Genomic DNA, 21413 nt, shown 5'->3' on the forward strand with positions numbered 1-21413 from the left:
GCGCCGCCGCAGGTCAGGGCTTCGGGGCCGCCGAGGGCGGCCACGGGCCGAGCTCGGGCAGCGGGACGGGCGAGCCGTCCCGGAACGCCGAGACGGGTCCCGAGGGCGTGCGCCCGGCGAGCCAGGCCGCGACGTCGCGGGCGTCGCCGACGAGCTCGAGTCCCGCCCCGCCGTCCGGCAGGCGGACGGCGAGGAAGTCGCGCAGGTGCGCGCAGAACGCGGCGTCCCACGTGCCGTACCCGAGGGCGCGGTCGCCGAGCCCGGCCGTCGCGTCGACGGCGTGGATCCGTGCCTCGCGCCACCAGGCGAGCAGCGCCTCGGCGAGGACGCCGTCCCGGTAGGCGACGGGCGCCGACCAGAGGGCGTCGTCGGGTGCGGGCCAGGCCGCGGCGAGCCGGGCGCGCGACGCCTCGAGGGTCGCCGCGTGCTCGGCCGGCGTGCGAGCCGCGCCCGCCTCGATGGCCGCGTCGCGCCCGGCCCGCCCGCCGTCGTACGGCTCGATCTTCTCCCCGCGCGCGGCGTACTCCGCCTGCCGTGCGAGCGCGGCGCCCACGTTCGCGACGTGCGAGAGCACGTGGCCGCGGCTCCAGCCGTCGAGCGGCGACGGGTCGGCGCCCGCGTCCTCCGGCAGGGTGCGCACGACGTCGATCAGGCCGGCGAGCGCGGCGTCGGCGTCGGTCAGCGCGTGGGCGACGACGTCGCGGGCGGTCGGGTCGGTCACGGGGTTCACGGCCACAACAGCTCCTTGGTCCAGGCGGGGTCGTTCCGGGGGTTGGTGTCGGTCGTGCGCGGGTCGGTGCGGTAGCGGAGGCGGGACTGGCCCCTGTCGTCGCTCGCCGCCCAGAACTCGACGGTGGCGGGGGTCAGCACCCAGGCGGTCCAGGAGGGAGCGACGGCGTCGGGGTGCTCACGCGCCTCGTCGAGGCGGCCGGCGAAGGCGTCCCGGTACTGCTGCGGGGAGGCGAGCGGCTCGCTCTGGTGGCCGACGAGCCCCGCGGCGCGGGAGCCGTCCGGCCGGGCGCGGAAGTCCGCCGCCCCGGCGTCGGGGCCCGCCGACGAGGCGCGGCCGGTGATCCGGACCTGCCGGCCCAGGTCGCGCCAGAACACGGTGAGCGCCGCGTGCGGGTTCTCGGCCAGGTCGCGGCCCTTGGGGCTGGACGCGTGCCCCGCGAACCACCAGCCGTCGGCGGTGACGTCCTTGATCACCAGCGTGCGTGCGTGCACCCGGCCCTCGGCGTCGGCCGTCGAGAGCGTCGCCGCGTGCGGGGCGCCCACGCCGGCGGCGAGCGCGTCGTCGAACCACTGCGCGAAGAGCTCCTGCGGCGTCGCGGGGGCGGTGTCGAGGTCGTCCAGGTCGACGCCGAACGGCGGCAGCCCGGGCGGGAAGGTCGGCAGCGCGCGCAGGCGCTCGCGGAAGGTCACGCGGTCTCCTCGGTGGGGTCGGTGCCGTCGGGACGGTCGGTCAGCAGGGTCACGAAGCCGCGCACGGCGGCCCGCATCGCGTCGGGGTCGCCGGTCGCGCGGGCGAGCACGTAGCCGCCCTGCACGATCGCGACGGCGGCGTGCGCGCGGTCGCGGGCGGCGTCGTCGGGCAGCCCGGTCTCGCGCAGGGTCGCGGCCACGACGTCGAGCAGGCGGACGAAGTAGGCGGTGACGACGTCGCGCAGGCCGTCGTCGTCCATGACGGCCTGGTCGCTGGTGAGGCGGCCGATCTTGCAGCCGGCGAGGGCGTCGCGCGGGCGCTCGAGGTAGGCGACGACGCGGCCGAGGGCCGGCGTCGTGCCCTCGAGGTCGCGGCGCGCCGCGGCGAGCGCGCTCTCCACGGTGGCGCCGACCGCGGCCGCGGCGAGGTCGTGCTTGGTGGGGAAGTGGTGGTAGAGGCTGCCCTGCCCCACGCCGCTGGCCGCGAGGACCTGGCGCGGGCTCGTGGCGCCCACCCCCCGGGCGGCGAACATCTCCTGCGCGGCGGCGACGAGGCGGTCGCGCGCATCGGTCGGCGTGCTCATGCCCGCCACCATACCTACCTCTAGGTATGGCGGCTACCCTGCACGCGCGGTCGAGCGCGTGACGGCCCGCGCGACCGCGACGCCGGCGACCGCGCCGACGGCCGCCCCCACCGCGGACCAGAGCAGGACCGGCGGGGCGAAGGCGGCGTCGAGCACCGGGGAGAGGGCGGGCCACCGCCCGGCGAGCGCCTGCGGCAGCGGGGTCAGGCGCAGGAGCTCCGCCGCCGCGCAGAGCGCGAAGGCGACGACGCCGGCCGTGAGCGGGCGCGTCCGCGGACGGGCGACCAGGACGAGGACGGCGACGAGGGCTGCGGCCAGCACGTCGCCGAGCGGGTCGCCGACCGGCTCCGCGAGCCGGTGCTCGGCCAGCCGCCCCACGCGCGCGACGACGACCGCCAGCAGGAGCAGCGCGAACCGGGGCGCGAGCGCGCGGGCCAGGGCGCGGGCCAGGGAGTCGCGGCGGGGCGAGCGGCCGGGCACGGGCGGAGCGCCTCAGAAGTAGTCGCGCACGTGCACCTGGCGGCCGCCCCACAGGGCGTCCCAGACGGCGTCGTGCGCGGCGGGCCCCGAGGCGCCGCCCGCGAGCCGGGCGTTGGCCGTCGACTGCGCGCCCGCCCACGTCGCGGCCAGCCCGGCGGACGTGAACGTGAGGCGGTCGCCCGCGGCGTCGTCGGGCGCGACGTGCACGGCGCCGTCGGCGGCCTCGAGCGTCCACGCGCCCTCGAGGTCTGGCGTCCTCGGGTCGACGACGGCGAACGGCACGCGGGCCGTCACCGGCGCCACGCGCGCGGCGCCGAGCGCGCCGGGCACGTCGAGCAGGCGCAGCATGTACGGGCGCGGCGCCGACGTGGCCGCGTGGTCGGGCAGCACCAGGCGCGAGACGTCGATGCCCGACCAGCCGCCCGACGTGCAGACCTGCACCCCGCCCGCGACCGACGCGAACGACGCGAGCACCCGCCACAGCGCCCGGGCCGCGTCGGGGGTGAGCGCGACGAGGTCGTCGACCTCGATGGTGTTGGTGCGGTCGTAGCCCTGACCGCGCGACCAGCTCGCGAAGCCCAGCACCTCCTCGTCCGCACCCGCGCCGCGCACCGCGAGGCTGACGCCGGTGTACTCGGCCTCGGGCCCGACCATCGCGTCGGGCTCCATGACGAACGGCGTCTCGCCGCGCGAGAGCGGACCGTTCTGCGCGGACGCCCACTGCTCGTACACCCGCCGGACGGCGGGGACGTCGGCGGTGGTGGCGCGCCGGGCGCGCACCCCCTCGGCGGGCCGGGGCACGGCCGCGAGCGCCGCCATCGGGATCCGCACGTCCTCGAACGCGCCGACCACCTCGTAGCCCAGCCCGCGGTAGATGCCCGCCGACGACGGGTAGAGCGTCGAGACGACGTCGCCGAGCGCGCGGGCCTCCGCGAGCGCGGCCTCCATCAGCGGGCGGAGCAGCCCGGAGCCCCGGTGCTCCGCGGCGACGGTGACGCCCGCGAAGCCGGCGGTGGGCAGCCGGGCGCCGTGGAACCACGACGTGAACGACCGGACGCCCAGCCCGGCGACGACCTCTCCCGCGTCCGTCGCGACCCAGGGCCGGATGTTCGGCAGGGGCCAGGCGGCGGGGTCGGGGTCGGGGAGCGGTGTCGTCGGCACGCCGAACGCCTCCGCGCCGAGGCGGCGGGCGGCGGGGACGTCGGCGATGGTGCTGCGCCGGAACTCTGGGCTCGTGTCGCTGCTCACGACGGCGACGCTAGCGGCCCGCGACCGGCGCGTCACCGACATTGCGCCGTACCGTGATCCGGTGAGCACCCCGCCCGCACCCGACGCGGCCCAGGCCCGCCTGCGCAGCCGCGTCCTGGTGGTCGCGATCCTGGCCTCGTTCGTGTCGTTCCTCGACGGCACGGTCGTCAACGTGGCGCTGCCCGCCATCGGCGACGAGCTCGGCGGCACCGGGGAGGCACGGCTCGGCCTGCAGCAGTGGGTGGTGGACGGCTACCTCGTCACGCTCGGCTCGCTCATCCTGCTCGCGGGGTCCCTGTCGGACCTGTACGGGCGGCGCCGGGTGCTCGTCGCGGGGCTGGTGGGGTTCGCCGCGGCGTCGGTGCTGTGCGCCCTCGCTCCGACCGGCCCGGTGCTCGTGGGTGCCCGGCTGCTGCAGGGCGTGGCCGGCGCGCTGCTGGTGCCGAGCTCCCTGGCGCTCATCATCTCGACGTTCGACGGCGAGGCGCAGGGCCGGGCCATCGGGCGCTGGACGGCGTGGACCGGGACGGCGATGATCGTCGGCCCGTTCGTCGGCGGCGGCCTGGTGGACCTGCTGTCGTGGCGCTGGGTGTTCTGGATCAACCTGCCGGTCGTCGTCGTGACGCTGGTGCTGCTGCGGCCCGTGCCCGAGGTGCGGCAGACCACCGGCCGCCGGCTCGACGTGCCGGGCGCGGTGCTGGCCGCCACCGGCCTCGCGGCGGGCGTGTACGGGCTCATCGAGCGGACCTGGGCCGCCGTCGCCGTCGGCGCGGTGCTGCTGGTCGCGTTCGTGGTCTACGAGCGGCGGGCGCGCGACCCGATGATGCCGCCGCGCCTGTTCGCCGCGCGCAACTTCGCGTGGGGCAACGTGGCGACGTTCGCCGTCTACGGCGCGCTGTCGCTCGGCGGGTTCGTGCTCGGCCTGTTCCTCCAGCAGGTGGCGGGCTGGTCGGCCACCGCCGCCGGGGTCGCGCAGCTGCCGTCGACCCTCGCGATGCTCGCGCTGTCGACGCGGTTCGGCACCCTCGCCGCCCGGTACGGGGCGCGCTGGTTCATGACGGTCGGACCGGTGGTCGCGGGCGTCGGCTACCTGCTGCTCCTCACGATGGACGCGAGCGCGAGCTACCTCACCCAGGTGCTGCCGGGGCTGCTGGTGTTCGGCCTGGGGCTGTCCATCACGGTCGCCCCGCTGACCGCCGCGATCCTCGGCGCGGCCCCGCCCGCGGACGCGGGCATCGCGTCGGCCGTGAACAACGCGGTGTCGCGCGTGGCCGGGCTGCTGACCGTCGCGTTCGCCGGCGTCATCCTCGGCGGGGTGCTCGACGTCGCGTCGTTCCACCGCGCGCTGCTGGTCACCGCGGGCCTGCTCGTGCTCGGCGGGCTGGTCAGCATGGTCGGCATCCGGGACGTGCGTCGTCCGGCCGCCCCGGAGGGCGCCGGGGTCACAGGGGCAGCTTGAAGCCCTCGTGCGACTGCGCGTAGCCGAGCGAGCGGTAGAAGCGGTGCGCGTCCGGGCGCTGCTTGTCCGACGTGAGCTGGGCGAGCACGCAGCCGCGCTCGCGGCCGCGGGCGTGCGCGTGCTCCATGAGCGCGCGGCCGAGCCCCTGCCCGCGCAGCGACGCGTCGACCCGCACCGCCTCGACGAGCAGGCGCGTGGCGCCGTTGCGTGAGATCCCGGGCACGAACGTCAGCTGCATGCAGCCGACCACCGCGCCGTCCAGCTCGGCGACGACGAGCTCGTCGTTCGGGCTGGCCTCGATCGCCTCGAAGCCCGCGACGTGCGCGGTGCCGAACTCGCCGGTCCGGGCGGCCGCGACGGCGTCGTCGGCGATGAGCTCGACGACGCGCGGCAGGTCGTCGCGGGTCGCGAGGCGGAAGGTGACGGCCGGGGCGGGGGAGTCGGGCACGCCCGGACGCTAGCAGGCGCGGCACTAGCCTCGCCCCGTGACCGAACATCCGACCGAGCCTCAGACCGGGTCCCCGACCGAGCGCGAGATCGCCTCCGACGTCGTCCTCTGCCTCCCGGGCGGGCGCCTGAACCCCGACGCGGTCGGCTGGTCGCGTGCCCCGGTGCACGACACGTCCGGCATCGGGCGCGGCCTGCGCGGGCTCGGACGGAACAAGCGGTGGGAGTACTGGGCGGTCGTGACGCCGGAGCACGTCGTCGCGCTCACGACGTCCGCGCTGGACTACGCCGCGCTGCACCAGGTGTGGGTCTGGGACCGGGCGTCCGGCGAGGAGGTCGACGCCGTCGCAATCGCCCCGCTGAGCGGGTCGGCCACGCTGCCCGGCCGCCTCGGCGACGGCCCCGTGCGGTCGCGCACGCGCGCGGTGGCGATCGCCGTCGACGAGGGCCCCGGCGGCACCCGCCTGCGGGCCCGGACGTCGCGCGTGGACCTCGACGTGACGGTCGCCCGGCCCGAGGGGCACGAGCTGTTGGGCGTGGTCGTGCCCTGGTCCGACCGACGGTTCCAGTACACGGTGAAGGACGTCGGGCGGCCCGCGGCCGGTGCGCTGCGGGTCGACGGCGTCGCGCACGAGGTGGCCGCCGGCGCGTGGGCCGTGCTCGACCACGGGCGGGGCCGGTGGCCGTACCGCGCCGCGTGGCAGTGGGGCGTCGGCTTCGGCCACGGCGTCGACGCCGCCGGCGTGCGGCACGAGGTGGCCGTGCAGCTCGGCGGGACGTGGACGCGCCAGGGCCCGACGACGGAGAACGGCGTCTTCGTGGACGGACGCCTGCACAAGCTCCACGACGAGCTCGACTGGACGTTCGACCGCGGCGACCACACGGCGCCGTGGCGGGTGCGCGGCGAGCGGCTCGACCTCGCCTTCGTGCCCGCCCACGACCGCGTGAGCCGCACCCAGCTCGGCGTCGTCGCCTCGTCCACCCACCAGTGCTTCGGCACGTGGTCCGGCCGGGTCACGACCGACGACGGCGGGCGCCTCGACATGGACGGCCTCGACGGCTGGGCGGAGGACGTCGCGCAGCGCTGGTGATCGTGGGTGCCGGCCGGCGGCCGGGCTATCGTGCCGCCGTGGTGTCGGACCGTGAGCGTTGCGTGGACCTCCTCGAGCGGGGGGACTGGTACGGCCTGTACCGGGCCGCGATGTCGTGGCGGGTCGCCGGCGGAGGCTCCTGGACGGCCGAGGCGTGGCTCATGGACGTCTGCTCGGCGCTGCTGCACGGGCAGCCCCGCACCGCGGTCCGGTGCTGCGACATGGCGCTGACCACCTGGGTGGAGCGACCCGGCGACCGGCTCGTGCTGCGGTACGTGCGCGGCCTGCTGGTCGCCCGGCACCTGGGCGACCCGGCCCGGGCGGTCGACGACCTCGACGCCGCGACCGCCGGGCCGTCGTGGCTCGCCGCGCTCGCCGTCGAGGAGGTGGCGCACGCGCGGGAGGCGGCGGCGCGCTCGCGGGTGCGGGTGCCCCGCGCGGAGCCGAGCCCACGGTTCACCGGAGCCCACCGCTCGGCGGTCGCGCCGCCCGAGCACCCGCTGCCGGACGACGGCGCCATGCCCCCGACGTGGGCCCTGGTGCTGCCCCGGCTGCGTCCGGAGGGCGAGGCCGCGGCGGGGGCCGGCGCCGGCGGCGCTCAGCGCACCCGGTCGGCTCCGCCCGCGGCGACGTAGCCGGCCACGACGGACCCGGGCTTGCGCGCGGCCTGCTCGCGGAGGCAGGCGCTGAACGTCTCGCGGAAGTCGAGCCGCGGCCACCGGGCCTCGAGGTCGGTGCGGAACTCCGCGGGCCAGTGCTCCAGGCCGCGGCCGCTGACGTCGGCGCCGGTGGACCGGGCGAGCAGGTACCCCTCGGGGCGCTCGCGGGCCGGGACGTCGTCGTCGTCGAGCATGTGGTCGACGACGGCGCGCGCCGCCCGGTCGCGACGGTCCACCGGCCATCCCGCGCCGGCGGTGACGGCCCACGCGACGTTGCCGCCCGCGACCTCGAACGGCTCGGCGTGCGCGTCGAACGCGGCCGTGAGGCCGGTGTCGTGCAGGAGGCCCGCGACGGCGAGCACCTCGTCGTCGACGGGGAGGTCGAGCCGTCGCCCGAGGTCGGCCGCCAGCAGGGTGGAGCGCACGGCGTGGTGCACGAGCGCCGCGGGGGAGAAGCGCTCGAGCACGTCGAACGCCGCCCGGACGGGCACGGATCGGGGCAGCCCGTCGGGCAGCTGGTCGGTCATGGCACCGGAGGCTAGCGCGTCGAGGTGCCTGACCTTCTGCCGCGGGCAGAAGACGGGACGCGCGGCGCCGGGGTGCGCCAGGGTGGGGACATGAGGCTGCTGGTGCTGGGTGGGTCGGTGTTCCTGTCGAAGGCGGTCGCGGCGGACGCCGTGGCGCGCGGGCACGAGGTGGTGGCGGCGAACCGCGGCCGGTCGGGGACGGTACCGGACGGCGTGCGGCACGTGCCGCTGGACCGCGTCGACCCGTTCCCGGAGGCCCTGGCCGCGGAGGGCTTCGACGCCGTCGTGGACGTGTCGCGCACGCCGTCGCACGTGCGCCGCGCGGTGGCCGCCCTGCCGGGCGCGCACTGGGTGTTCGTGTCGACCATCAACGTCTATGCCGACGACTCCGACCCGGGCGGGCCCGGCGTCGGGCGCCTGCGCGAGCCCCGGCCCGACGACGTCGACGGGGCGGAGGACCCGGAGGCGTACGGGGCGATGAAGGTCGCCTGCGAGGACGCCGTCCGCGAGGGGGCGGCGTCGTCGGCCGTGGTGCGCCCCGGCCTCATCGTGGGGCCGGGGGACCCGACCGGCCGGTTCACGTACTGGCCAGCCCGCCTGGCAGGGGTGTCGGGTCGCGACGGCGAGGTGCTGGCTCCCGGCGACCCGGCGGCCCCGATACAGGTGATCGACGTGCGCGACCTCGCCGCCTGGGTGGTCGACCTGGCGGAGCGACGCACCGAGGGGACCTTCGACGCCGTCGGCCCCGTGACCCCGATCGGCGACCTGCTCGACGCCGTGGCCCGCGGCGTGGGTGCGGAGCCCCGCTGGGCCTGGACGGACGACGCCCGGCTTCAGGCCGCCGACGTGCGGCCGTGGGCGGGCGAGCGGGCCCTCCCGCTGTGGCTGCCGCGGCCCGAGCACGACGGGCTCCCGGCGCACGACGCCGCGCCGGCGCTCGCCGCCGGGTTGGCACCACGACCCGTCGAGGAGACCGCCCGCGACACGCTCGCGTGGCTGCGCGCGACGCCCGACGCCGTCGTCACGGGGCTCACCGCCGAGGATGAGGCGCAGGTCCTGGCCGGGCTGGGGGCGGACCCCGGCCACCCGGAGGGTTCTGACGCAGAGGTGTAATGCGTCACTTTCGGCCTCGAGCGGGCCCGTCGCGCCGGCGGCCGGGCTTACGGTCGAAGGGTCAGCGCCCCTTCCCTCACGAGGGCGACGGGGCGGTCGTTCGTCCCTCCGGGCCGTCGTCACGCGTTCGCGTCACCCCGCCCGCCGGGGCGCGGTGCGAAGGAGATCGGACATGGCCACAGGCGGCACCTTCCAGGGCCGGGTAGCCCTCGTCACGGGCGGCGGGTCGGGCATCGGCGAGGCGGTGAGCAAGGAGCTCGCGGCGCACGGCGCGAAGGTCGTGGTCACCGACATCCGGCTGGACGCCGCGCAGCGCGTCGCCGACGAGATCGCGGCCGCCGGCGGCGAGGCCGCGGCGTTCGAGCAGAACACCGCGGTGAAGGAGGACTCGGCCAGGGCCGTCGAGTTCGCGAGGGCCACGTTCGGCGGGCTCCACTACGCCGTGAACAACGCGGGCATCGGCGGCAAGCAGGCCCCCGCCGGGGAGACGGACCTGGACGACTGGGACCGCGTCATCGACATCAACCTCAACGGCGTGCTCTACGGCATGCGCGCGCAGATCCCCGCGATGCTCGAGACCGGTGCGGGCGAGAGCGCCATCGTCAACATGGCGTCGATCCACGGCACGGTCGCGGCGCTCGGCAACGGCGCGTACACGGCCGCCAAGCACGGCGTCGTCGGCGTCACGAAGAACGCCGCCGCGGAGTACGGCCCGCAGGGGCTGCGCATCAACGCCGTCGGCCCGGCGTACATCAAGACGCCGCTGGTCGAGTCGAGCCTCCCGGACGAGGCGCGCGAGGCGCTCGTCGCGAAGCACCCGCTCGGCCGCCTGGGCGAGCCCGAGGAGGTCGCACGCGTCGTGCGCTTCCTGCTGTCCGACGACGCGTCGTTCGTCACCGGCGCGTACTGGCTCATCGACGGCGGCTACACCGCCGTCTGACCCGTCCGCGACTGCCGAACAGGCGGTTGCCACCGGTATCGCGCCGATGCGAGGTCGATACCGGTGGCAACCGCCTGTTCGGCGCTCGGGTCAACGGGAGGCGAGGGCCGCGGCGAGCTCGTCGACGAGGTCGAAGCCCTCCTGCATGCCGCCCTCCATGCCGGACTCGACGATCGCGTCGCGCACCTCCTTGCTCGGCGCGCGGGTGACGAGCGTCAGGGTGGTGGCGCCGTCCTCCTCCACGAACGTGTAGGTGTTCAGCGTGGCGGCGGAGTCGCCGTCGGGCATGCCCTCGAAGACCTCCGTGTGCACCAGGCGCTCCGGCGGGACCACCTCGGTGAACTCGCCGTGGAACGCGACCTCGAAGCCGCCGTCGGCCTGCATCGCGTACCGGTAGGTGCCGCCCGGGCGCGGGTCGATCTCGACGCTCGTGACCTTCCCTCGCCTGCCGGCCCACCAGCGGGCGATCAGCTCGGGCTCGGTGAACACGCGCCAGACGGCGGCCGCAGGGGCGGCGAACCGGCGCACGACCTGGATGTCGGTGTCGTTCGGCAGCGTCAGGACGGCGGTGCCGGTGGTGGTGCTGGTCATGATCGTTCTCCTGGGTTCTCCGGTGTGTCTTCCAGGGCGTCGAGCAGCTCGTCGACGAGCTCGAACCGCTCCTCCCACAGGCGCTCGTACCGACCGACCCACGCGTGGATCTCCTGCAGGGGCCGGGCGTCCGTGCGGTAGAGGCGACGACGGCCGTCGTCGCGGACCTCGACCAGCCCGACCTTCCGCAGCACCCTGAGGTGCTTGGAGACCACCGGCTGGGCGACGTGGAGCAGCTCGGCGAGCTCGCCGACGCCGCGCTCCTGCTGCGCCAGCGCGTCGAGGATCTCGCGGCGCCGGGGCTCGGCCACCGCGTTGAACGCATCCGTCGTCGTCGCTGCGCGTGCCATGGGACCAACCTATGCCTATATCGGAATGTGTCAAGACGACGGTCGAGGACGTCAGGTCGGGTTGCAGCGCGCGGCCATCGTCGCGACGAGCCCGACGTCCGGCCGCCACGGCTCGAGGTTCCACGAGTCCTTGTCCGGCGCGCCGATCGCATGGCACTCGAGCTGGTCGTGCATCGTCGCGGTGCCGACCTCAGGGTCGGCCGCCACCAGCTCGGCCCAGACCAGGTCGGTGCCCGCCTGCCCGGCCTCTCGCGCCCACGCCGTCGGCACGACGGCGAGGGACCGGCCGCCCTCGCGGTCGCCCCAGTCGGTCCGCTCGACGGCGGACGTGCCGAGGGTGGTGGTGACGTCGTCGTCGGGGCGTCCCGACGCGGCGTCCGCGAGGGGGCGGACCTCCAGGTGCGTGGCGTCCGCGGCGACGAGGCGCGCCCCCTGGGGTGGGGACAGCCCGCCGACCGCGGTGCCCTCCGTGTCGGCAGTGCCGGCGGCCTTGCCCGTGCGCACCGTGACGCTGCCGTCGACGCGGGGCTCGAACGAGCCGCCCGAGGTCAGGGCGAGCACCACGGGGTCGCCAGTGTCGTCAGTGCCGTCAGCGTCGTCGGCATCGTCGGCATCGGCGGCATCGTCGAACACGGACCGCTCGAGGGTCACGGTGGCCGTGCCCGCCTGCGCGTCGGGAGTGACGCGCACGTGCGGGTCGTCGAGCGTCGCGCCGGGGACGGAGACCTCCAGCGTCACGTCGCCCGCGATCACCTCGACGCGCAAGGGTTCGTCGTCCATCGCGCTCGGCGGCGCGCTCGGCGTCCCTGTCGGCGCCGGAGAGGACGGCGCGCAGGCGCCGGTGACGAGGAGCGCGACGAGCGCGGGGAGCGCTCGCGACCGGAGGGAGAAGTGCACGCCCTCAGTCTCGGGCACTGGGCGGGCCACGCGTCGGACGGGGTCTGGTCAACTGAGTGAGGTTCGCCTAACCTTACCGAGGTGAGCACGCGAACGCTGTCGAAGCCGGTCGACCCGCACGTCCTCGTCGCCGAGGTCGTCACGACGAAGCGCCTGGGCCCGCACCTGCAACGGGTCACGCTCGGCATCGACGACATCGACCGCCTGACGCTCGTGGGGGACGACCAGTGGTTCCGCCTCTTCCTGCCCCGCGCGGGCCAGGACACCCTGAAGCTCCCGACGCGCACGTCGAACCTCGGGTGGTACGCGCAGTACCTCGCGACCCCGCGTGCCCGCCGCCCGCTGGTGCGCAACTACACGATCCGCGCGGCGCGGCCCGAGCTGCGCGAGATCGACGTCGACTTCGTGCTGCACGGGCACGACGACGCGGCCCCCGCGGGACCGGACGGCGGCCACGACCCCCTCGGTCCGGGCGCGGGCTTCGCGCTGAGCGCCCGCCCGGGCGACCGCGTCGGCATCCTCGACCAGGGCACGTACCACCACCGGCAGGCCGTGTGCGACTGGCGGCTGCTCGTCGCCGACGAGAGCGGGCTGCCCGCCGTCGCCGGCATCTGCGAGGCGCTGCCCGACGACGCGCGCGGCGTCGCGGTCGTCGAGGTGCCCACCGCCGACGACCGCCAGGACTTCCGCGTGCCGGACGGCGTGGACCTGCGGTGGGTCGAGCGCGACCGCGCCGCCGCCGACGACCCGGCCCTCGGCGAGGTGCCCGGTCGGGCCGCGCTCGCGGTGGTACGAGGCGCCGAGCTGCCCGCCGGCACCGGCTACGCGCTCGTCGCCGGCGAGCAGGCGCTCGCCGCCGGCGTGCGGCGGCACCTGGTGCACGAGCGGCAGTGGCCGAAGGCGGCCGTCGACTTCGTCGGCTACTGGCGGCACGGCAAGGCCTCGCCCAGCTGACCTGCTGGATGGGTGGTCTGCGGGTTACGCGACGACGACCACCTCGTGCGGCGAGGTGTTGAGCCGCGCGCCCGAGTCCGGGGTGTCCGGCAGGCCGGGCACGCCGGACGGGAAGGCGACGACGATGTCCTCGATGCGCACGCCGAACTCGCCCGGCAGGTAGATCCCCGGCTCGACGGAGAAGCACATCCCAGCCTCGATCGGCGTCTCCTCGCCCTCCACCATGTACGGCGGCTCGTGCGTCGTCAGGCCGATGCCGTGGCCCGTGCGGTGCACGAAGAACTCGCCGAACCCGGCGTCGGCGATGACGGCGCGCGAGGCCCGGTCGACGTCCTGGCAGGTCGCGCCGGGGCGGACGGCGTCGACGCCCGCCTGCTGCGCGGTGCGCACGACGTCGTGCACCTCCTGCTCGCGGGCGGTGAGCGCGCCGACGTGCACGGTGCGGGTGGTGTCGGAGCCGTAGCCGTCGGCGAGCCCGCCGAAGTCCATGACCACCATGTCGCCCTCGCGGATCACGCGGTCGCCGGCCTCGTGGTGCGGGTCGGCGCCGTTCTCGCCCGCGCACACGAGGGTGAAGTCCACCTGCTCGTGGCCGTGCTCGCGCAGCAGGGCGTCCAGGTCGTCGGACACCTCGCGCTCGGCGCGGCCGGCGAACCGGCGGGTGACGATCTCGGCGAAGACGGCGTCCGCGCCGGCGCCCGCGGCGGCGAGGCGGGCCACCTCCTCCGGGGACTTGGCGGCGCGCAGCATCGGCAGCGCGTCCGTGACGGCGGTGTACGACGACGCGGGCAGCGCGCGCTGGAGGCCGAGCACGTGCAGCGCCCACGCCGCGTCGCTGATGGCGTACCGGCCGTCCGGGCGCAGGAGCCGGCCCGCGACCTCGTGCTCGTCCTCGCCGTCCGACCAGGCGACCGCCTCGATGCCGCCGACGGCGCCGACCTCGAGGTCGTGGGCCTCGAGCTTCGGCACGACGGCGACGGCGTCGCCACCGCCGTCGTCGGACGCGGGGATGGCGAGCAGCGTGAGCCGCTCCGTGTCCGCGGCGGGGGTGTAACCGAGGAAGTAGCGCAGGTCGGGACCGGGGGTCACCAGCACCCCGGCGAGCCCGGCGGCGGCCGCCTGGGCGGCGGCGCGGCGGCGGCGGTCGGCATACACGGCGGGGGCGAAGGGCGTCATGTGCCCAGGGTGCCGCGTGCGGCCCCGACCTGCACCACGGTCAGACGCGCACCACGATCTTGCCGCGCCCGTGGCCGGTCTCGGAGGCACGGTGGGCGTCGGCGGCGTCGGCGAGGTCGAAGACCTGGCCCACCTCGACGGCGACCTTGCCGGCGTCGATCAGCGCGCCCAGCGCCTCGAGGTCGGTGCTCGACGGGCGCACCCACACGTAGTGGCCGCCGTGCTCCGTGCGCGCGGTGGCGTCCGTGATGGACGTGACCGTGCCTCCCGGAGCCAGCAGCGCGGCGCTGGTGGCGACGGCGTCGCCGCCCGCGTAGTCGAGCGCGACGTCGACGCCGTCCGGGGCGAGGGCGCGGACGCGGTCCGCGAGCCCGTCGCCGTACGTCACGGGCTCGGCGCCGAGGCCGCGCAGGAAGTCGTGGTTCGCCTCGCTCGCGGTGCCGATGACGCGGGCGCCGAGGCTGCGCGCGATCTGCACGGCGAAGGAGCCGACGCCGCCGGCGGCCGCGTGCACGAGCACGGTCTGGCCCTCGCGGACGCCAGAGCGCAGGATCGACTGGTAGGCCGTGAGCCCCGCGAGCGGGACGGCCGCCGCCTCCTCGAACGTCAGCGACGCGGGCTTGCGCGCCAGCGTGCGCACGGGCGCCGCGACGAGCTCGGCGAACGTGCCGCCGTGCACCCAGTCCTTGCGGACGTACCCGTACACCTCGTCGCCCACCTCGTACTCCGGGGTGTCGAGGCCGACCTGCTCGACGACGCCTGCGACGTCCCAGCCGGGGACGACGGGGAACTGCGTGTCGAACAGGCTGTCCAGGTAGCCCTGGCGGACCTTCCAGTCGACGGGGTTGACCGACGCGGCGCGCACGCGCACGACGACGACGTCGGCCCCGGGGCGCGGGTCGGGCTGGTCGGTGAGCTCGAGGACGCCGGCGCCGCCGAAGCGGGAGTAGGTGATGGCTCGCATGCCCGGCACAACAGAGGCCGGGCCGCGAGACTTCCCGCGACCCGGCCCGTGCCCTGGGGGCATCGGTTCTGGCGTCAGCCCATCGTGTTGACGATCAGCCCGATGTGCGTGAAGAAGTTCATCGCGCCGAACAGCAGGAACGCGATGCCGGCGAGGCCCCACGCCCAGCCGATGACGACGCGCAGGCCGCGGCCGGCGCCGTCGCGCAGGGCGAGCGGGAAGAGGATCGCGCCGAGGCCGACGAGCGCGATGAGGCCCGACATGAAGATGGCCTCGACCAGCGGGTACGCGGCGAAGGCGCCCGAGATCGGCTCCTGCGGCGGGGCGGCGAAGAGCTGGTACGTCACGCCGGCGATCGCGATGGCGACGAGGCCGAGGCCCATGCCGAGCACGAAGACCGAGACCGGGCGGGCGACGGCGCGCAGGTGGTCGGTGGCGTCCTCGCGGGCCAGCGCCTCCTTGCCGCGCGTCCACAGGTAGAACGCCGCCGCGAGCTGCAGCACGCCGAACGCGAGGCTGGTCTCGCCGAAGATGATGTTGTCGAAGGGGAAGCCGCCCGCGGCGAGGGGCCACGTGAGCGTCATGTGCAGGCCGGTGGCGGTGAGGATCAGGCCGAGCACGCCGAACGCGAGCGCCCAGCCCTCCGTCACGACCTTCCGCGGCGCGCGGACCAGGTCGCGCCCCAGCCACACGAGCAGGATCAGGCCGGCGCCCACGGCGACGGACATCACGGTGTTGTAGGTGGGCATCTGCGCCCAGTCGATCACGAGGCCCTCCGCGGCCATCAGGTTCACAGCTCGTTCATCTCCTCGGTTCGCGCCGCCCGGCGGCGGTCTGTAGATCGACTAAACCATACGTGCGTATAGGTTATTCCGGCACCGTCGCGGCACCGCGCCTACGATGGGCGGCGTGACGGAGGACGACCGGCCGCGGCGGCGCCGCATGGTCCAGGGGCGGGGCGCCGACAAGCAGCGCCGGATGGTCGAGGCCGCGGCGACGCTGCTCATCGACGAGGGGTTCGACGCCGTCACGCACCGCCGCGTCGCCGAGGCGGCGGGCCTGCCCCAGGGCTCGGCGTCGTACTACTTCCCGTCCAGCGCGGCGCTCGTCGCGGCCGCCGTGGAGGCCGCCGAGGACGTCCGCGGCACCGCCGCGGTGGCCGCGGCCGAGGCGCTGCCGCACCGGCGGAGGTCCGCGGCGACGACGGCGCGGCTCCTGATCGAGGTCCTGTACGCGCCGCACGTCGACGACGCCGTCGTGTCCCGGCGGCTCGACCCGATGATGACCGCGATGCGCGACCCCGCGCTGCAGCCGATCATGCGGCGCTCGCGTCCCCGCCTGCTCGACGCCGCCCGCACGGTGCTGCGGGCCTCCGGGTTCGAGGCGGCCTGCGCGGACCCGCGCGACGTCGACCTCGTGGCGCACCTGGTCGACGCGGCCCTGCTCACGGCGGCGGCGTCGGGCACGGCCGGGGTGCTGGACCGTGCGGCGGGGACGGTCGCGCGGCTGCTCGAGCGGTGGCGCTGACCGCGGTCCCCCCGCCGGTGTCAGACCGCGAGGCGGAACCGGGCGCGGTACTGCGCCGGCGTGGTGTCGAGCCGGCGGCGGAACGCCCGGGCGAGGGTGTCGGTCGTGCCGAAGCCGCAGGCGGTCGCCACGCGCTCCAGGGTGTCGTCGGTGGTCTCGAGGCGCTGGCGCGCCACCTCGACGCGGACCGACTCGACATAGGCCGCCGGCGTGGTGCCCAGCTCCGTCTTGAACAGCCGGGTGAGCTGGCGCTCGCTCACGTGCGCCTGCTCGGCGAGGTCCGCGACCGTCAGCGGGGCGGCGACGTTCCGCAGCACGTGGTGGCGCAGGTCGTCCACGCGCCGGCTGGTCGCCCGGGGGTCGGTCGAGACCGAGAACTGGCTCTGCCCGCCCGGCCGCTTGAGGTACATCACGAGCTGCCGGGCCACGCGCAGGGCGAGCTCCTGGCCGTGGTCGTCGGCCACCAGCGCCAGCGTCAGGTCGAGGCACGCCGTGAGCCCGGCGCCGGTCCACACGTCGCCGTCGCGCACGAAGATCGGGTCGGCGTCGACGCGGACGCCCGGGTGCTCGGCGGCGAGCTGCCGCGCGGTGGACCAGTGGGTCGTGACGCGGCGCCCCTCCAGCAGGCCCGCCTCGGCGAGGACGTGCGCCCCGACGCAGACCGACGCCACCCGGCGTGCGCCGTCGGCGAGCGCCTGCACGCGCGGCACCAGCGCCGGGTCCACGACGGCGCGGACGCGCCGGTCGGCGTCGAGGCGGACGGCGCCCGGCACGACCAGGGTGTCGACGCGTCGGCCGGCCAGGTCGTCGAACGTGGCGTCGGGCAGGACGCGGACGCCCGCCGACGTGGTGACCGGGGCGGCGGTCTCGGCGGCCAGCACCACCTCGTAGCCGGTCGGGCCGTCGAGCTCGCGCGCCAGCAGCGCGAAGACCTCGGCCGGCCCGGTGACGTCGAGCAGGTCGACCCCGTCGAAGAGGGTGACCACCACGAGGCGTTCAATCATGGGGATCCGATCATGGGGATGTCTGAATCTGCGGGTTGCATGACATTGCCGACACGATAGCCCCGTTCGTAGCGTGGAGGTGCGCCGCGACGGCGCCCCGACCTCGTCCTCGGAAGGACCCCAGATGACCGGCACGACCAGCACGACCCTGCGCGAGCTCAGCGGCGCCGACCCGACGCCCGCGGACCTCGCCGACGCGACCGTGATCCTCGTCGACTACCAGAACACCTACACGCGCGGCGTCATGGAGCTGGACGGCTGGGCGCCCGCGCTCGACGCCGCCGCGGACCTGCTGGCCCGCGCCCGGGCGGCCGGCGCCACGGTGATCCACGTGCAGCACGACGGCGGTGCCGGCTCGCCCTACGACCTGGCCACCGACCTGGGCCGGATCCACCCGCGCGTCGCCCCCGCGCCCGGCGAGGCCGTGGTGACGAAGACCGCCCCGGACGCGTTCCGGGGCACCGACCTCGGGGATCTGGTGGACGCGGCCGGCCACGTCGACGTCGTGGTCGTCGGCTTCATGACGCACATGTGCGTCGCGTTCACGTCCCAGGGCGCGGCCCTGCGCGGCAACCGGCCCACCGTCGTCGCCGAGGCGTGCGCCACCCGGTCGCTCGCGAGCGCCGTCGCGCCGGTGCCCGCGGAACAGCTCCACCGGGCGGCGCTCGCGACGGTCGCCGACGCGTACGGCGTCGTCGTGGCCACGGCCCACGACCTCGCCGGTCAGGACCGCGCGGCCTGACGCGCTCCGTCAGACCAGCGCCTCGCCGTCGCGGGCGACCACCCGGCCGCCCGCGACGACGAGCGTCCGGCGCGGCGCGCGGACGACGGCGTCGGGCACGTTCTCGGCGTCGACGAGCACGACGTCCGCCGGCGAGCCCGCCACGAGGTCGTGCACCTCGCGGCCGACGAACCGGGCGGCGTCCGTCGACGCGACCCGGGCCGCGGTGACGAGCTCCTCGTCGTACCGCAGGCCCGACAGGCGCGCGAGCTGCGTGGTGAGGGTCAGCAGGTCGCCGGTGCCGTACGGGGACCACAGGTCACGGATGCCGTCGGTGCCCAGGCCCACCGCCACGCCCGCGTCGCGCAGCGCGAGCAGGGGCAGGGGAGCGGCGCCGATCGGCGCCACGGTGGTCATGGTGATGCCGGCCTCGCCCATCGCGGCGACCAGGTCGGCCTGTCGCGCGGCGGGGAGCTGGCCGACGGCGAAGCCGTGCGCCACGTTGACCCTGCCCTGGAGCCCCGCGCGCAGGGTGCGGTCGACCATGAGCTCGATCTGGAACGCGCCCAGCTCGCCGCCGTCGTGCAGGTGCACGTCGATCCCGACGCCGCGCCGCTCGGCGATCTCGAACAGCCCGTCGAGCTGGCCCACCGGGTCGCGGTCGATCGACGCCGGGTCGAGGCCGCCGACGTGCTCCGCGCCGGCGGCGGCCGCCCGGTCCAGGAGCTCCAGGACGCCGGGGCGGCGCAGCACGCCGTCCTGCGGGAAGGCGACGATCTCGGCGTGCACGGCGCCGCCGAGGGCGGCGACCGCCTCCCGGACCACCTCGATGCCGCGAAGGCCGACACCGAGGTCGACGTCCACGTGCGTGCGCACCGCCGTCGTGCCGGTGCGGACCGACTCGCGCAGCACCGCCAGCGTGACGTCCACGCCGGGGATGCCGAGTTCGTCGCGGTGCGCGCGCTCGTGCGCGATGCGTGCCTGGACGCCCGGCTCGCCGCCGTAGCTCACCCACGGCTTCCCCCACCACGACTTGTCGACGTGCGCGTGCGCGTTGACCAGCCCGGGCAGGGCGAGCAGGCCGCGTCCGTCGATCTCCCCCTCGGCGCCGGTCGGCGCGGCCGTCCGGTCGTGCGGCACGACGGCGGTGATCACGCCGTCCGCCACGTGCAGGTCGGCGGCGTCGCCGCCCCACGGGCGCACGTCGCGGATCACGGAGACGACGGGGGTGCTGGTGGTGCCGGTCACGGGCGGTCCTCCTGGTAGGGGACGACCGACTGCGGTCGCCCGGGGATGGTGATCTCGTAGCTCTCGTCGGCGCCGTCGAGCGCCGCCGCGAGCGGGACGACGGTGGCGCCGTCCCAGGCCTCCTGCTGGGTGTAGCCGCCGGCGAGGACGCCGTACGCCTCGTCGTCGGGTCCGTGCCACACGGCCACGGTCTCGTGGCGGCGGTCGGTGGGCAGGACGACGTCGGTGCCGTCCGGGCCGACCACCTCGATGCTCGGTCCCGACCCGGCGTTGCCGAACGGGCCGTTGCCGGCGATCACGAGGGTGCCGTCGTCGGCGCGGGCGACGCCGTGCTGGTGGGAGTCGGCGGTCAGGTCGGTGGTCGTGACGTCGCCGCTGTCCGGGTCGACGCGCGCCAGCACGCGGCCCTGGTACGGCAGCAGCAGGTCGCCGTCGCCGTCGAGCACGGCGTAGTGCGGCTTCTCGAACGACGCGAGGCCGCCCTCGCGGCCGAACGGCGCCACCTCGATCGCGCGGGCGCGCCCGCGCTCCGGGTCGACGACCGTGACGGTGAACCCGTCGTGGTCGACCGTGTACACCTCGTCGCCGTCGTCGCTCACGAGGACGTCGAACGGGCGCAGGCCCACCGGCACGGACGAGACCATCTCGCCGGTGTCGGCGTCCAGGGTCTCGAGGAACGCCGCGTCGCCCGTGCTCACCGCGACGTGCACGCGCTCGCCGTCGGGGGAGACGGCCAGGCCGAGGCCGCCGCGGCGGTACTCGCCGAACGCGACGCGGGTCGTCCCGTGCTCGTACGAGAACAGGTCGGTGCGCTCGCGGGCGTCGAGGTCGACGACGGCGACTCCCTCGGCGGTCGAGACGTACGCGCGGCGCGAGTCCTCGTCCACCGCGACGTCCCACGGCGCGGCGCCCACCGTGATCTCGTCGACGACGGCGCTGCCGCGGCGGACGGACGGGTCGACCACCGCGAGCGTGTCGCGCTCGGCCTGCGTGGCCAGCAGCAGCTCGGCGGGCGCGCGCTCGGTCGACGGCGAAGGCGACGGCGGGGCAGCGGGCGACGCGCCCGGCCGCGGTGCGTCGTTCGGTGCCGAGCTCTCCGCCGGGCTCCGGGGCGGCGCCGTCGTGCCGGCGGGCTGCGGGGCCGCGCAGGCGCCGAGGGCGAGCAGGGCGGTGGCGGCCGCGAGGGCCCCTGCGGCGCGGGCCGGGCGGCGCGTGCGGGGCGCGATCACGCCAAGATGGTATGCCATATTCTCCTCCGGGTGGCTGGCAGGATGTGCGCATGTCCTCCGAGCTCTCGGCCCCCTTCGAGCCCGAGTCCGTGCGGGTGGCGCGCGTCGTCCGCGAGCAGATCGTGGACGGCTCCCGGGAGCCCGGCAGCCGCCTGGTCGAGCGCGACCTGGCCGCCGAGCTGGGCGTGAGCCGTATCCCCGTGCGGGACGCGCTGCGCACGCTCGTCGCCGAGGGCCTCGTGACCCCGCGGCCGCGCACGTGGGCGGTGGTCCGGGAGTTCAGCGACGCCGACGTCGACCACCTGCACGAGGTGCGGGAGGCGACCGACCCGCTGCAGTTCCGCCTCGCGGCGACGCGCCGGACGCCCGAGCAGCTCGCCGGCCTGACCGAGGCGTGGGCGCGGGAGGACGCCGCCGCCCGCGCGGGCGACGGCCCGGCGGCCCGGCGCGCCGGGGCCGACTTCCACGAGCGCGTCGTCGAGGCCGCCGGGAACCCGGTGCTCCTCGAGCTGCATCGCGTGATCGCCAGCCGGGTGCGCTGGCTGCTCGCGCAGCACGTCGACCTGCAGGCGATCGCCGACGAGCACCGCGAGCTCCTCGACGCCGTCCGCGACGGGGACGGCGAGGCCGCCGCACGCCTGGCGGGCGCGCACCTCGGCACGAGCAGGGCGGCGGCCCAGGAGCGCCGGGCCTGAGGGACGGGACATCCGCCCAGGTTCGTCGCCGGCCTCCCCGTGCCGCATCGGGCCTCCGGGGCGGGAGCGCTCATCCGAACGGATGAG

General features: G+C 76.3%; 25 protein-coding genes. 9 read left to right on the forward strand and 16 right to left on the reverse strand.

What is annotated here, in order from left to right:
- Positions 1–13: 13 nt before the first annotated feature.
- From ACQP60_RS11000 to ACQP60_RS11020, 5 genes are read right to left on the reverse strand one after another with little or no spacing between them, the layout of a single operon-like run.
- Positions 14–730, reverse strand: coding sequence for a maleylpyruvate isomerase family mycothiol-dependent enzyme (locus ACQP60_RS11000; protein WP_429732091.1), 717 nt, complete (start codon positions 728–730; stop codon positions 14–16).
- Positions 727–1422 (reverse strand): pyridoxine/pyridoxamine 5'-phosphate oxidase, encoded by a 696-nt coding sequence (locus ACQP60_RS11005; RefSeq protein ID WP_429732094.1) that lies wholly within the window; start codon positions 1420–1422, stop codon positions 727–729. The genes ACQP60_RS11000 and ACQP60_RS11005 overlap by 4 nt, the downstream gene beginning before the upstream one ends.
- Positions 1419–2006 (reverse strand): TetR/AcrR family transcriptional regulator, encoded by a 588-nt coding sequence (locus tag ACQP60_RS11010; RefSeq protein ID WP_429732097.1) that lies wholly within the window; start codon positions 2004–2006, stop codon positions 1419–1421. Before ACQP60_RS11010 ends, ACQP60_RS11005 begins: the two co-directional genes overlap by 4 nt.
- Before the next feature lie 33 nt (positions 2007–2039).
- Positions 2040–2486, reverse strand: coding sequence for a DUF2809 domain-containing protein (locus ACQP60_RS11015; RefSeq protein WP_429732100.1), 447 nt, complete (start codon positions 2484–2486; stop codon positions 2040–2042).
- A 12-nt stretch (positions 2487–2498) separates the two neighbouring features.
- Positions 2499–3734 (reverse strand): GNAT family N-acetyltransferase, encoded by a 1236-nt coding sequence (locus ACQP60_RS11020; RefSeq protein ID WP_429732103.1) that lies wholly within the window; start codon positions 3732–3734, stop codon positions 2499–2501.
- 61 nt (positions 3735–3795) lie between these two features.
- On the opposite strand from ACQP60_RS11020, the gene ACQP60_RS11025 reads away from it, so the two are divergent.
- A complete protein-coding gene (locus ACQP60_RS11025) occupies positions 3796–5193 on the forward strand; it encodes an MFS transporter (protein ID WP_429732106.1) in 1398 nt (465 codons plus the stop codon).
- On the opposite strand, the gene ACQP60_RS11030 is transcribed toward ACQP60_RS11025, so the two are convergent.
- The gene (locus tag ACQP60_RS11030; protein WP_429732108.1) at positions 5177–5641 is read right to left on the reverse strand and encodes a GNAT family N-acetyltransferase; all 465 of its coding nucleotides are present in this window, start codon (positions 5639–5641) and stop codon (positions 5177–5179) included. The two genes, ACQP60_RS11025 and ACQP60_RS11030, sit on opposite strands and share 17 nt — an antisense overlap.
- 37 nt (positions 5642–5678) lie before the next feature.
- On the opposite strand from ACQP60_RS11030, the gene ACQP60_RS11035 reads away from it, so the two are divergent.
- Both ACQP60_RS11035 and ACQP60_RS11040 read left to right on the forward strand, forming a co-directional pair.
- Positions 5679–6731: a DUF2804 domain-containing protein gene (locus ACQP60_RS11035; protein WP_429732111.1), complete on the forward strand. Its 1053-nt coding sequence runs from the start codon at positions 5679–5681 to the stop codon at positions 6729–6731.
- Positions 6732–6793: 62 nt separating this feature from the next.
- Positions 6794–7366 carry a hypothetical protein gene (locus ACQP60_RS11040; protein WP_429732114.1) on the forward strand — a complete coding sequence of 191 codons (573 nt, stop codon included), beginning with the start codon at positions 6794–6796 and terminating at the stop codon, positions 7364–7366.
- Here the strand turns inward: ACQP60_RS11040 and ACQP60_RS11045 are convergent.
- The gene (locus ACQP60_RS11045) at positions 7330–7917 is read right to left on the reverse strand and encodes an HD domain-containing protein (RefSeq protein WP_429732116.1); all 588 of its coding nucleotides are present in this window, start codon (positions 7915–7917) and stop codon (positions 7330–7332) included. The genes ACQP60_RS11040 and ACQP60_RS11045 overlap by 37 nt on opposite strands.
- A 90-nt stretch (positions 7918–8007) precedes the next feature.
- On the opposite strand from ACQP60_RS11045, the gene ACQP60_RS11050 reads away from it, so the two are divergent.
- Positions 8008–9030 carry a Rossmann-fold NAD(P)-binding domain-containing protein gene (locus ACQP60_RS11050; protein WP_429732119.1) on the forward strand — a complete coding sequence of 341 codons (1023 nt, stop codon included), beginning with the start codon at positions 8008–8010 and terminating at the stop codon, positions 9028–9030.
- A 172-nt stretch (positions 9031–9202) separates the two neighbouring features.
- The gene (locus tag ACQP60_RS11055; RefSeq protein WP_429732122.1) at positions 9203–9970 is read left to right on the forward strand and encodes an SDR family NAD(P)-dependent oxidoreductase; all 768 of its coding nucleotides are present in this window, start codon (positions 9203–9205) and stop codon (positions 9968–9970) included.
- A 90-nt stretch (positions 9971–10060) separates the two neighbouring features.
- Here ACQP60_RS11055 and ACQP60_RS11060 read toward each other — a convergent pair whose 3' ends face one another.
- The 3 genes from ACQP60_RS11060 to ACQP60_RS11070 are packed head-to-tail and all read right to left on the reverse strand — an operon-like array spanning position 10061 to position 11808.
- Positions 10061–10561, reverse strand: a complete 501-nt coding sequence (locus tag ACQP60_RS11060; protein WP_429732125.1) for an SRPBCC family protein — start codon at positions 10559–10561, stop codon at positions 10061–10063.
- On the reverse strand, positions 10558–10911 hold the full coding sequence (locus tag ACQP60_RS11065) for an ArsR/SmtB family transcription factor (protein ID WP_429732128.1): 354 nt from the start codon (positions 10909–10911) through the stop codon (positions 10558–10560). The genes ACQP60_RS11060 and ACQP60_RS11065 overlap by 4 nt, the downstream gene beginning before the upstream one ends.
- A gap of 51 nt (positions 10912–10962) precedes the next feature.
- The gene (locus ACQP60_RS11070; protein WP_429732131.1) at positions 10963–11808 is read right to left on the reverse strand and encodes a DUF2599 domain-containing protein; all 846 of its coding nucleotides are present in this window, start codon (positions 11806–11808) and stop codon (positions 10963–10965) included.
- A gap of 81 nt (positions 11809–11889) precedes the next feature.
- Here ACQP60_RS11070 and ACQP60_RS11075 point away from each other — a divergent pair, with 81 nt between their 5' ends.
- Positions 11890–12762 carry a siderophore-interacting protein gene (locus ACQP60_RS11075; protein ID WP_429732134.1) on the forward strand — a complete coding sequence of 291 codons (873 nt, stop codon included), beginning with the start codon at positions 11890–11892 and terminating at the stop codon, positions 12760–12762.
- Between the two features lie 24 nt (positions 12763–12786).
- Here ACQP60_RS11075 and ACQP60_RS11080 read toward each other — a convergent pair whose 3' ends face one another.
- The 3 genes from ACQP60_RS11080 to ACQP60_RS11090 form a co-directional block, all read right to left on the reverse strand.
- Complete coding sequence (locus ACQP60_RS11080; protein ID WP_429732137.1) at positions 12787–13938, reverse strand: M24 family metallopeptidase; 1152 nt, start codon at positions 13936–13938, stop codon at positions 12787–12789.
- A gap of 40 nt (positions 13939–13978) precedes the next feature.
- On the reverse strand, positions 13979–14902 hold the full coding sequence (locus ACQP60_RS11085) for an NADP-dependent oxidoreductase (RefSeq protein WP_429732140.1): 924 nt from the start codon (positions 14900–14902) through the stop codon (positions 13979–13981).
- Positions 14903–14976: 74 nt separating this feature from the next.
- The gene (locus ACQP60_RS11090) at positions 14977–15687 is read right to left on the reverse strand and encodes a DUF981 domain-containing protein (RefSeq protein ID WP_429732715.1); all 711 of its coding nucleotides are present in this window, start codon (positions 15685–15687) and stop codon (positions 14977–14979) included.
- A gap of 124 nt (positions 15688–15811) precedes the next feature.
- On the opposite strand from ACQP60_RS11090, the gene ACQP60_RS11095 reads away from it, so the two are divergent.
- Positions 15812–16429 (forward strand): TetR/AcrR family transcriptional regulator, encoded by a 618-nt coding sequence (locus ACQP60_RS11095; protein WP_429732143.1) that lies wholly within the window; start codon positions 15812–15814, stop codon positions 16427–16429.
- 20 nt (positions 16430–16449) lie between these two features.
- Here the strand turns inward: ACQP60_RS11095 and ACQP60_RS11100 are convergent, their stop codons facing one another.
- Complete coding sequence (locus tag ACQP60_RS11100; RefSeq protein WP_429732146.1) at positions 16450–17433, reverse strand: GlxA family transcriptional regulator; 984 nt, start codon at positions 17431–17433, stop codon at positions 16450–16452.
- Between the two features lie 124 nt (positions 17434–17557).
- On the opposite strand from ACQP60_RS11100, the gene ACQP60_RS11105 reads away from it, so the two are divergent.
- On the forward strand, positions 17558–18175 hold the full coding sequence (locus ACQP60_RS11105) for an isochorismatase family protein (protein WP_429732149.1): 618 nt from the start codon (positions 17558–17560) through the stop codon (positions 18173–18175).
- A 9-nt stretch (positions 18176–18184) separates the two neighbouring features.
- Here the strand turns inward: ACQP60_RS11105 and ACQP60_RS11110 are convergent, their stop codons facing one another.
- Entirely contained in the window at positions 18185–19402 is a 1218-nt protein-coding gene (locus ACQP60_RS11110) for an amidohydrolase (protein WP_429732151.1), read from the reverse strand.
- Positions 19399–20631: a YncE family protein gene (locus tag ACQP60_RS11115; protein ID WP_429732154.1), complete on the reverse strand. Its 1233-nt coding sequence runs from the start codon at positions 20629–20631 to the stop codon at positions 19399–19401. Before ACQP60_RS11115 ends, ACQP60_RS11110 begins: the two co-directional genes overlap by 4 nt.
- 50 nt (positions 20632–20681) lie before the next feature.
- Here ACQP60_RS11115 and ACQP60_RS11120 point away from each other — a divergent pair, with 50 nt between their 5' ends.
- Positions 20682–21326 carry a GntR family transcriptional regulator gene (locus ACQP60_RS11120; RefSeq protein WP_429732157.1) on the forward strand — a complete coding sequence of 215 codons (645 nt, stop codon included), beginning with the start codon at positions 20682–20684 and terminating at the stop codon, positions 21324–21326.
- The last annotated feature ends 87 nt before the right edge of the window (positions 21327–21413 follow it).

This window comes from Isoptericola variabilis (assembly GCF_050311655.1).
Taxonomy (GTDB): Bacteria; Actinomycetota; Actinomycetes; order Actinomycetales; family Cellulomonadaceae; genus Isoptericola; species Isoptericola variabilis.

Excerpts from the sequence above, each read along its gene's own strand:
- ACQP60_RS11045 (WP_429732116.1), bottom strand. The coding sequence starts at position 7,917 with ATGACCGACCAGCTGCCCGACGGGCTGCCCCGATCCGTGCCCGTCCGG.
- ACQP60_RS11010 (WP_429732097.1), bottom strand. The coding sequence starts at position 2,006 with ATGAGCACGCCGACCGATGCGCGCGACCGCCTCGTCGCCGCCGCGCAG.
- ACQP60_RS11050 (WP_429732119.1), top strand. The coding sequence starts at position 8,008 with ATGAGGCTGCTGGTGCTGGGTGGGTCGGTGTTCCTGTCGAAGGCGGTC.
- ACQP60_RS11065 (WP_429732128.1), bottom strand. The coding sequence starts at position 10,911 with ATGGCACGCGCAGCGACGACGACGGATGCGTTCAACGCGGTGGCCGAG.
- ACQP60_RS11120 (WP_429732157.1), top strand. The coding sequence starts at position 20,682 with ATGTCCTCCGAGCTCTCGGCCCCCTTCGAGCCCGAGTCCGTGCGGGTG.
- ACQP60_RS11055 (WP_429732122.1), top strand. The coding sequence starts at position 9,203 with ATGGCCACAGGCGGCACCTTCCAGGGCCGGGTAGCCCTCGTCACGGGC.
- ACQP60_RS11100 (WP_429732146.1), bottom strand. The coding sequence starts at position 17,433 with ATGATTGAACGCCTCGTGGTGGTCACCCTCTTCGACGGGGTCGACCTG.
- ACQP60_RS11080 (WP_429732137.1), bottom strand. The coding sequence starts at position 13,938 with ATGACGCCCTTCGCCCCCGCCGTGTATGCCGACCGCCGCCGCCGCGCC.
- ACQP60_RS11085 (WP_429732140.1), bottom strand. The coding sequence starts at position 14,902 with ATGCGAGCCATCACCTACTCCCGCTTCGGCGGCGCCGGCGTCCTCGAG.
- ACQP60_RS11105 (WP_429732149.1), top strand. The coding sequence starts at position 17,558 with ATGACCGGCACGACCAGCACGACCCTGCGCGAGCTCAGCGGCGCCGAC.
- ACQP60_RS11060 (WP_429732125.1), bottom strand. The coding sequence starts at position 10,561 with ATGACCAGCACCACCACCGGCACCGCCGTCCTGACGCTGCCGAACGAC.
- ACQP60_RS11090 (WP_429732715.1), bottom strand. The coding sequence starts at position 15,687 with ATGGCCGCGGAGGGCCTCGTGATCGACTGGGCGCAGATGCCCACCTAC.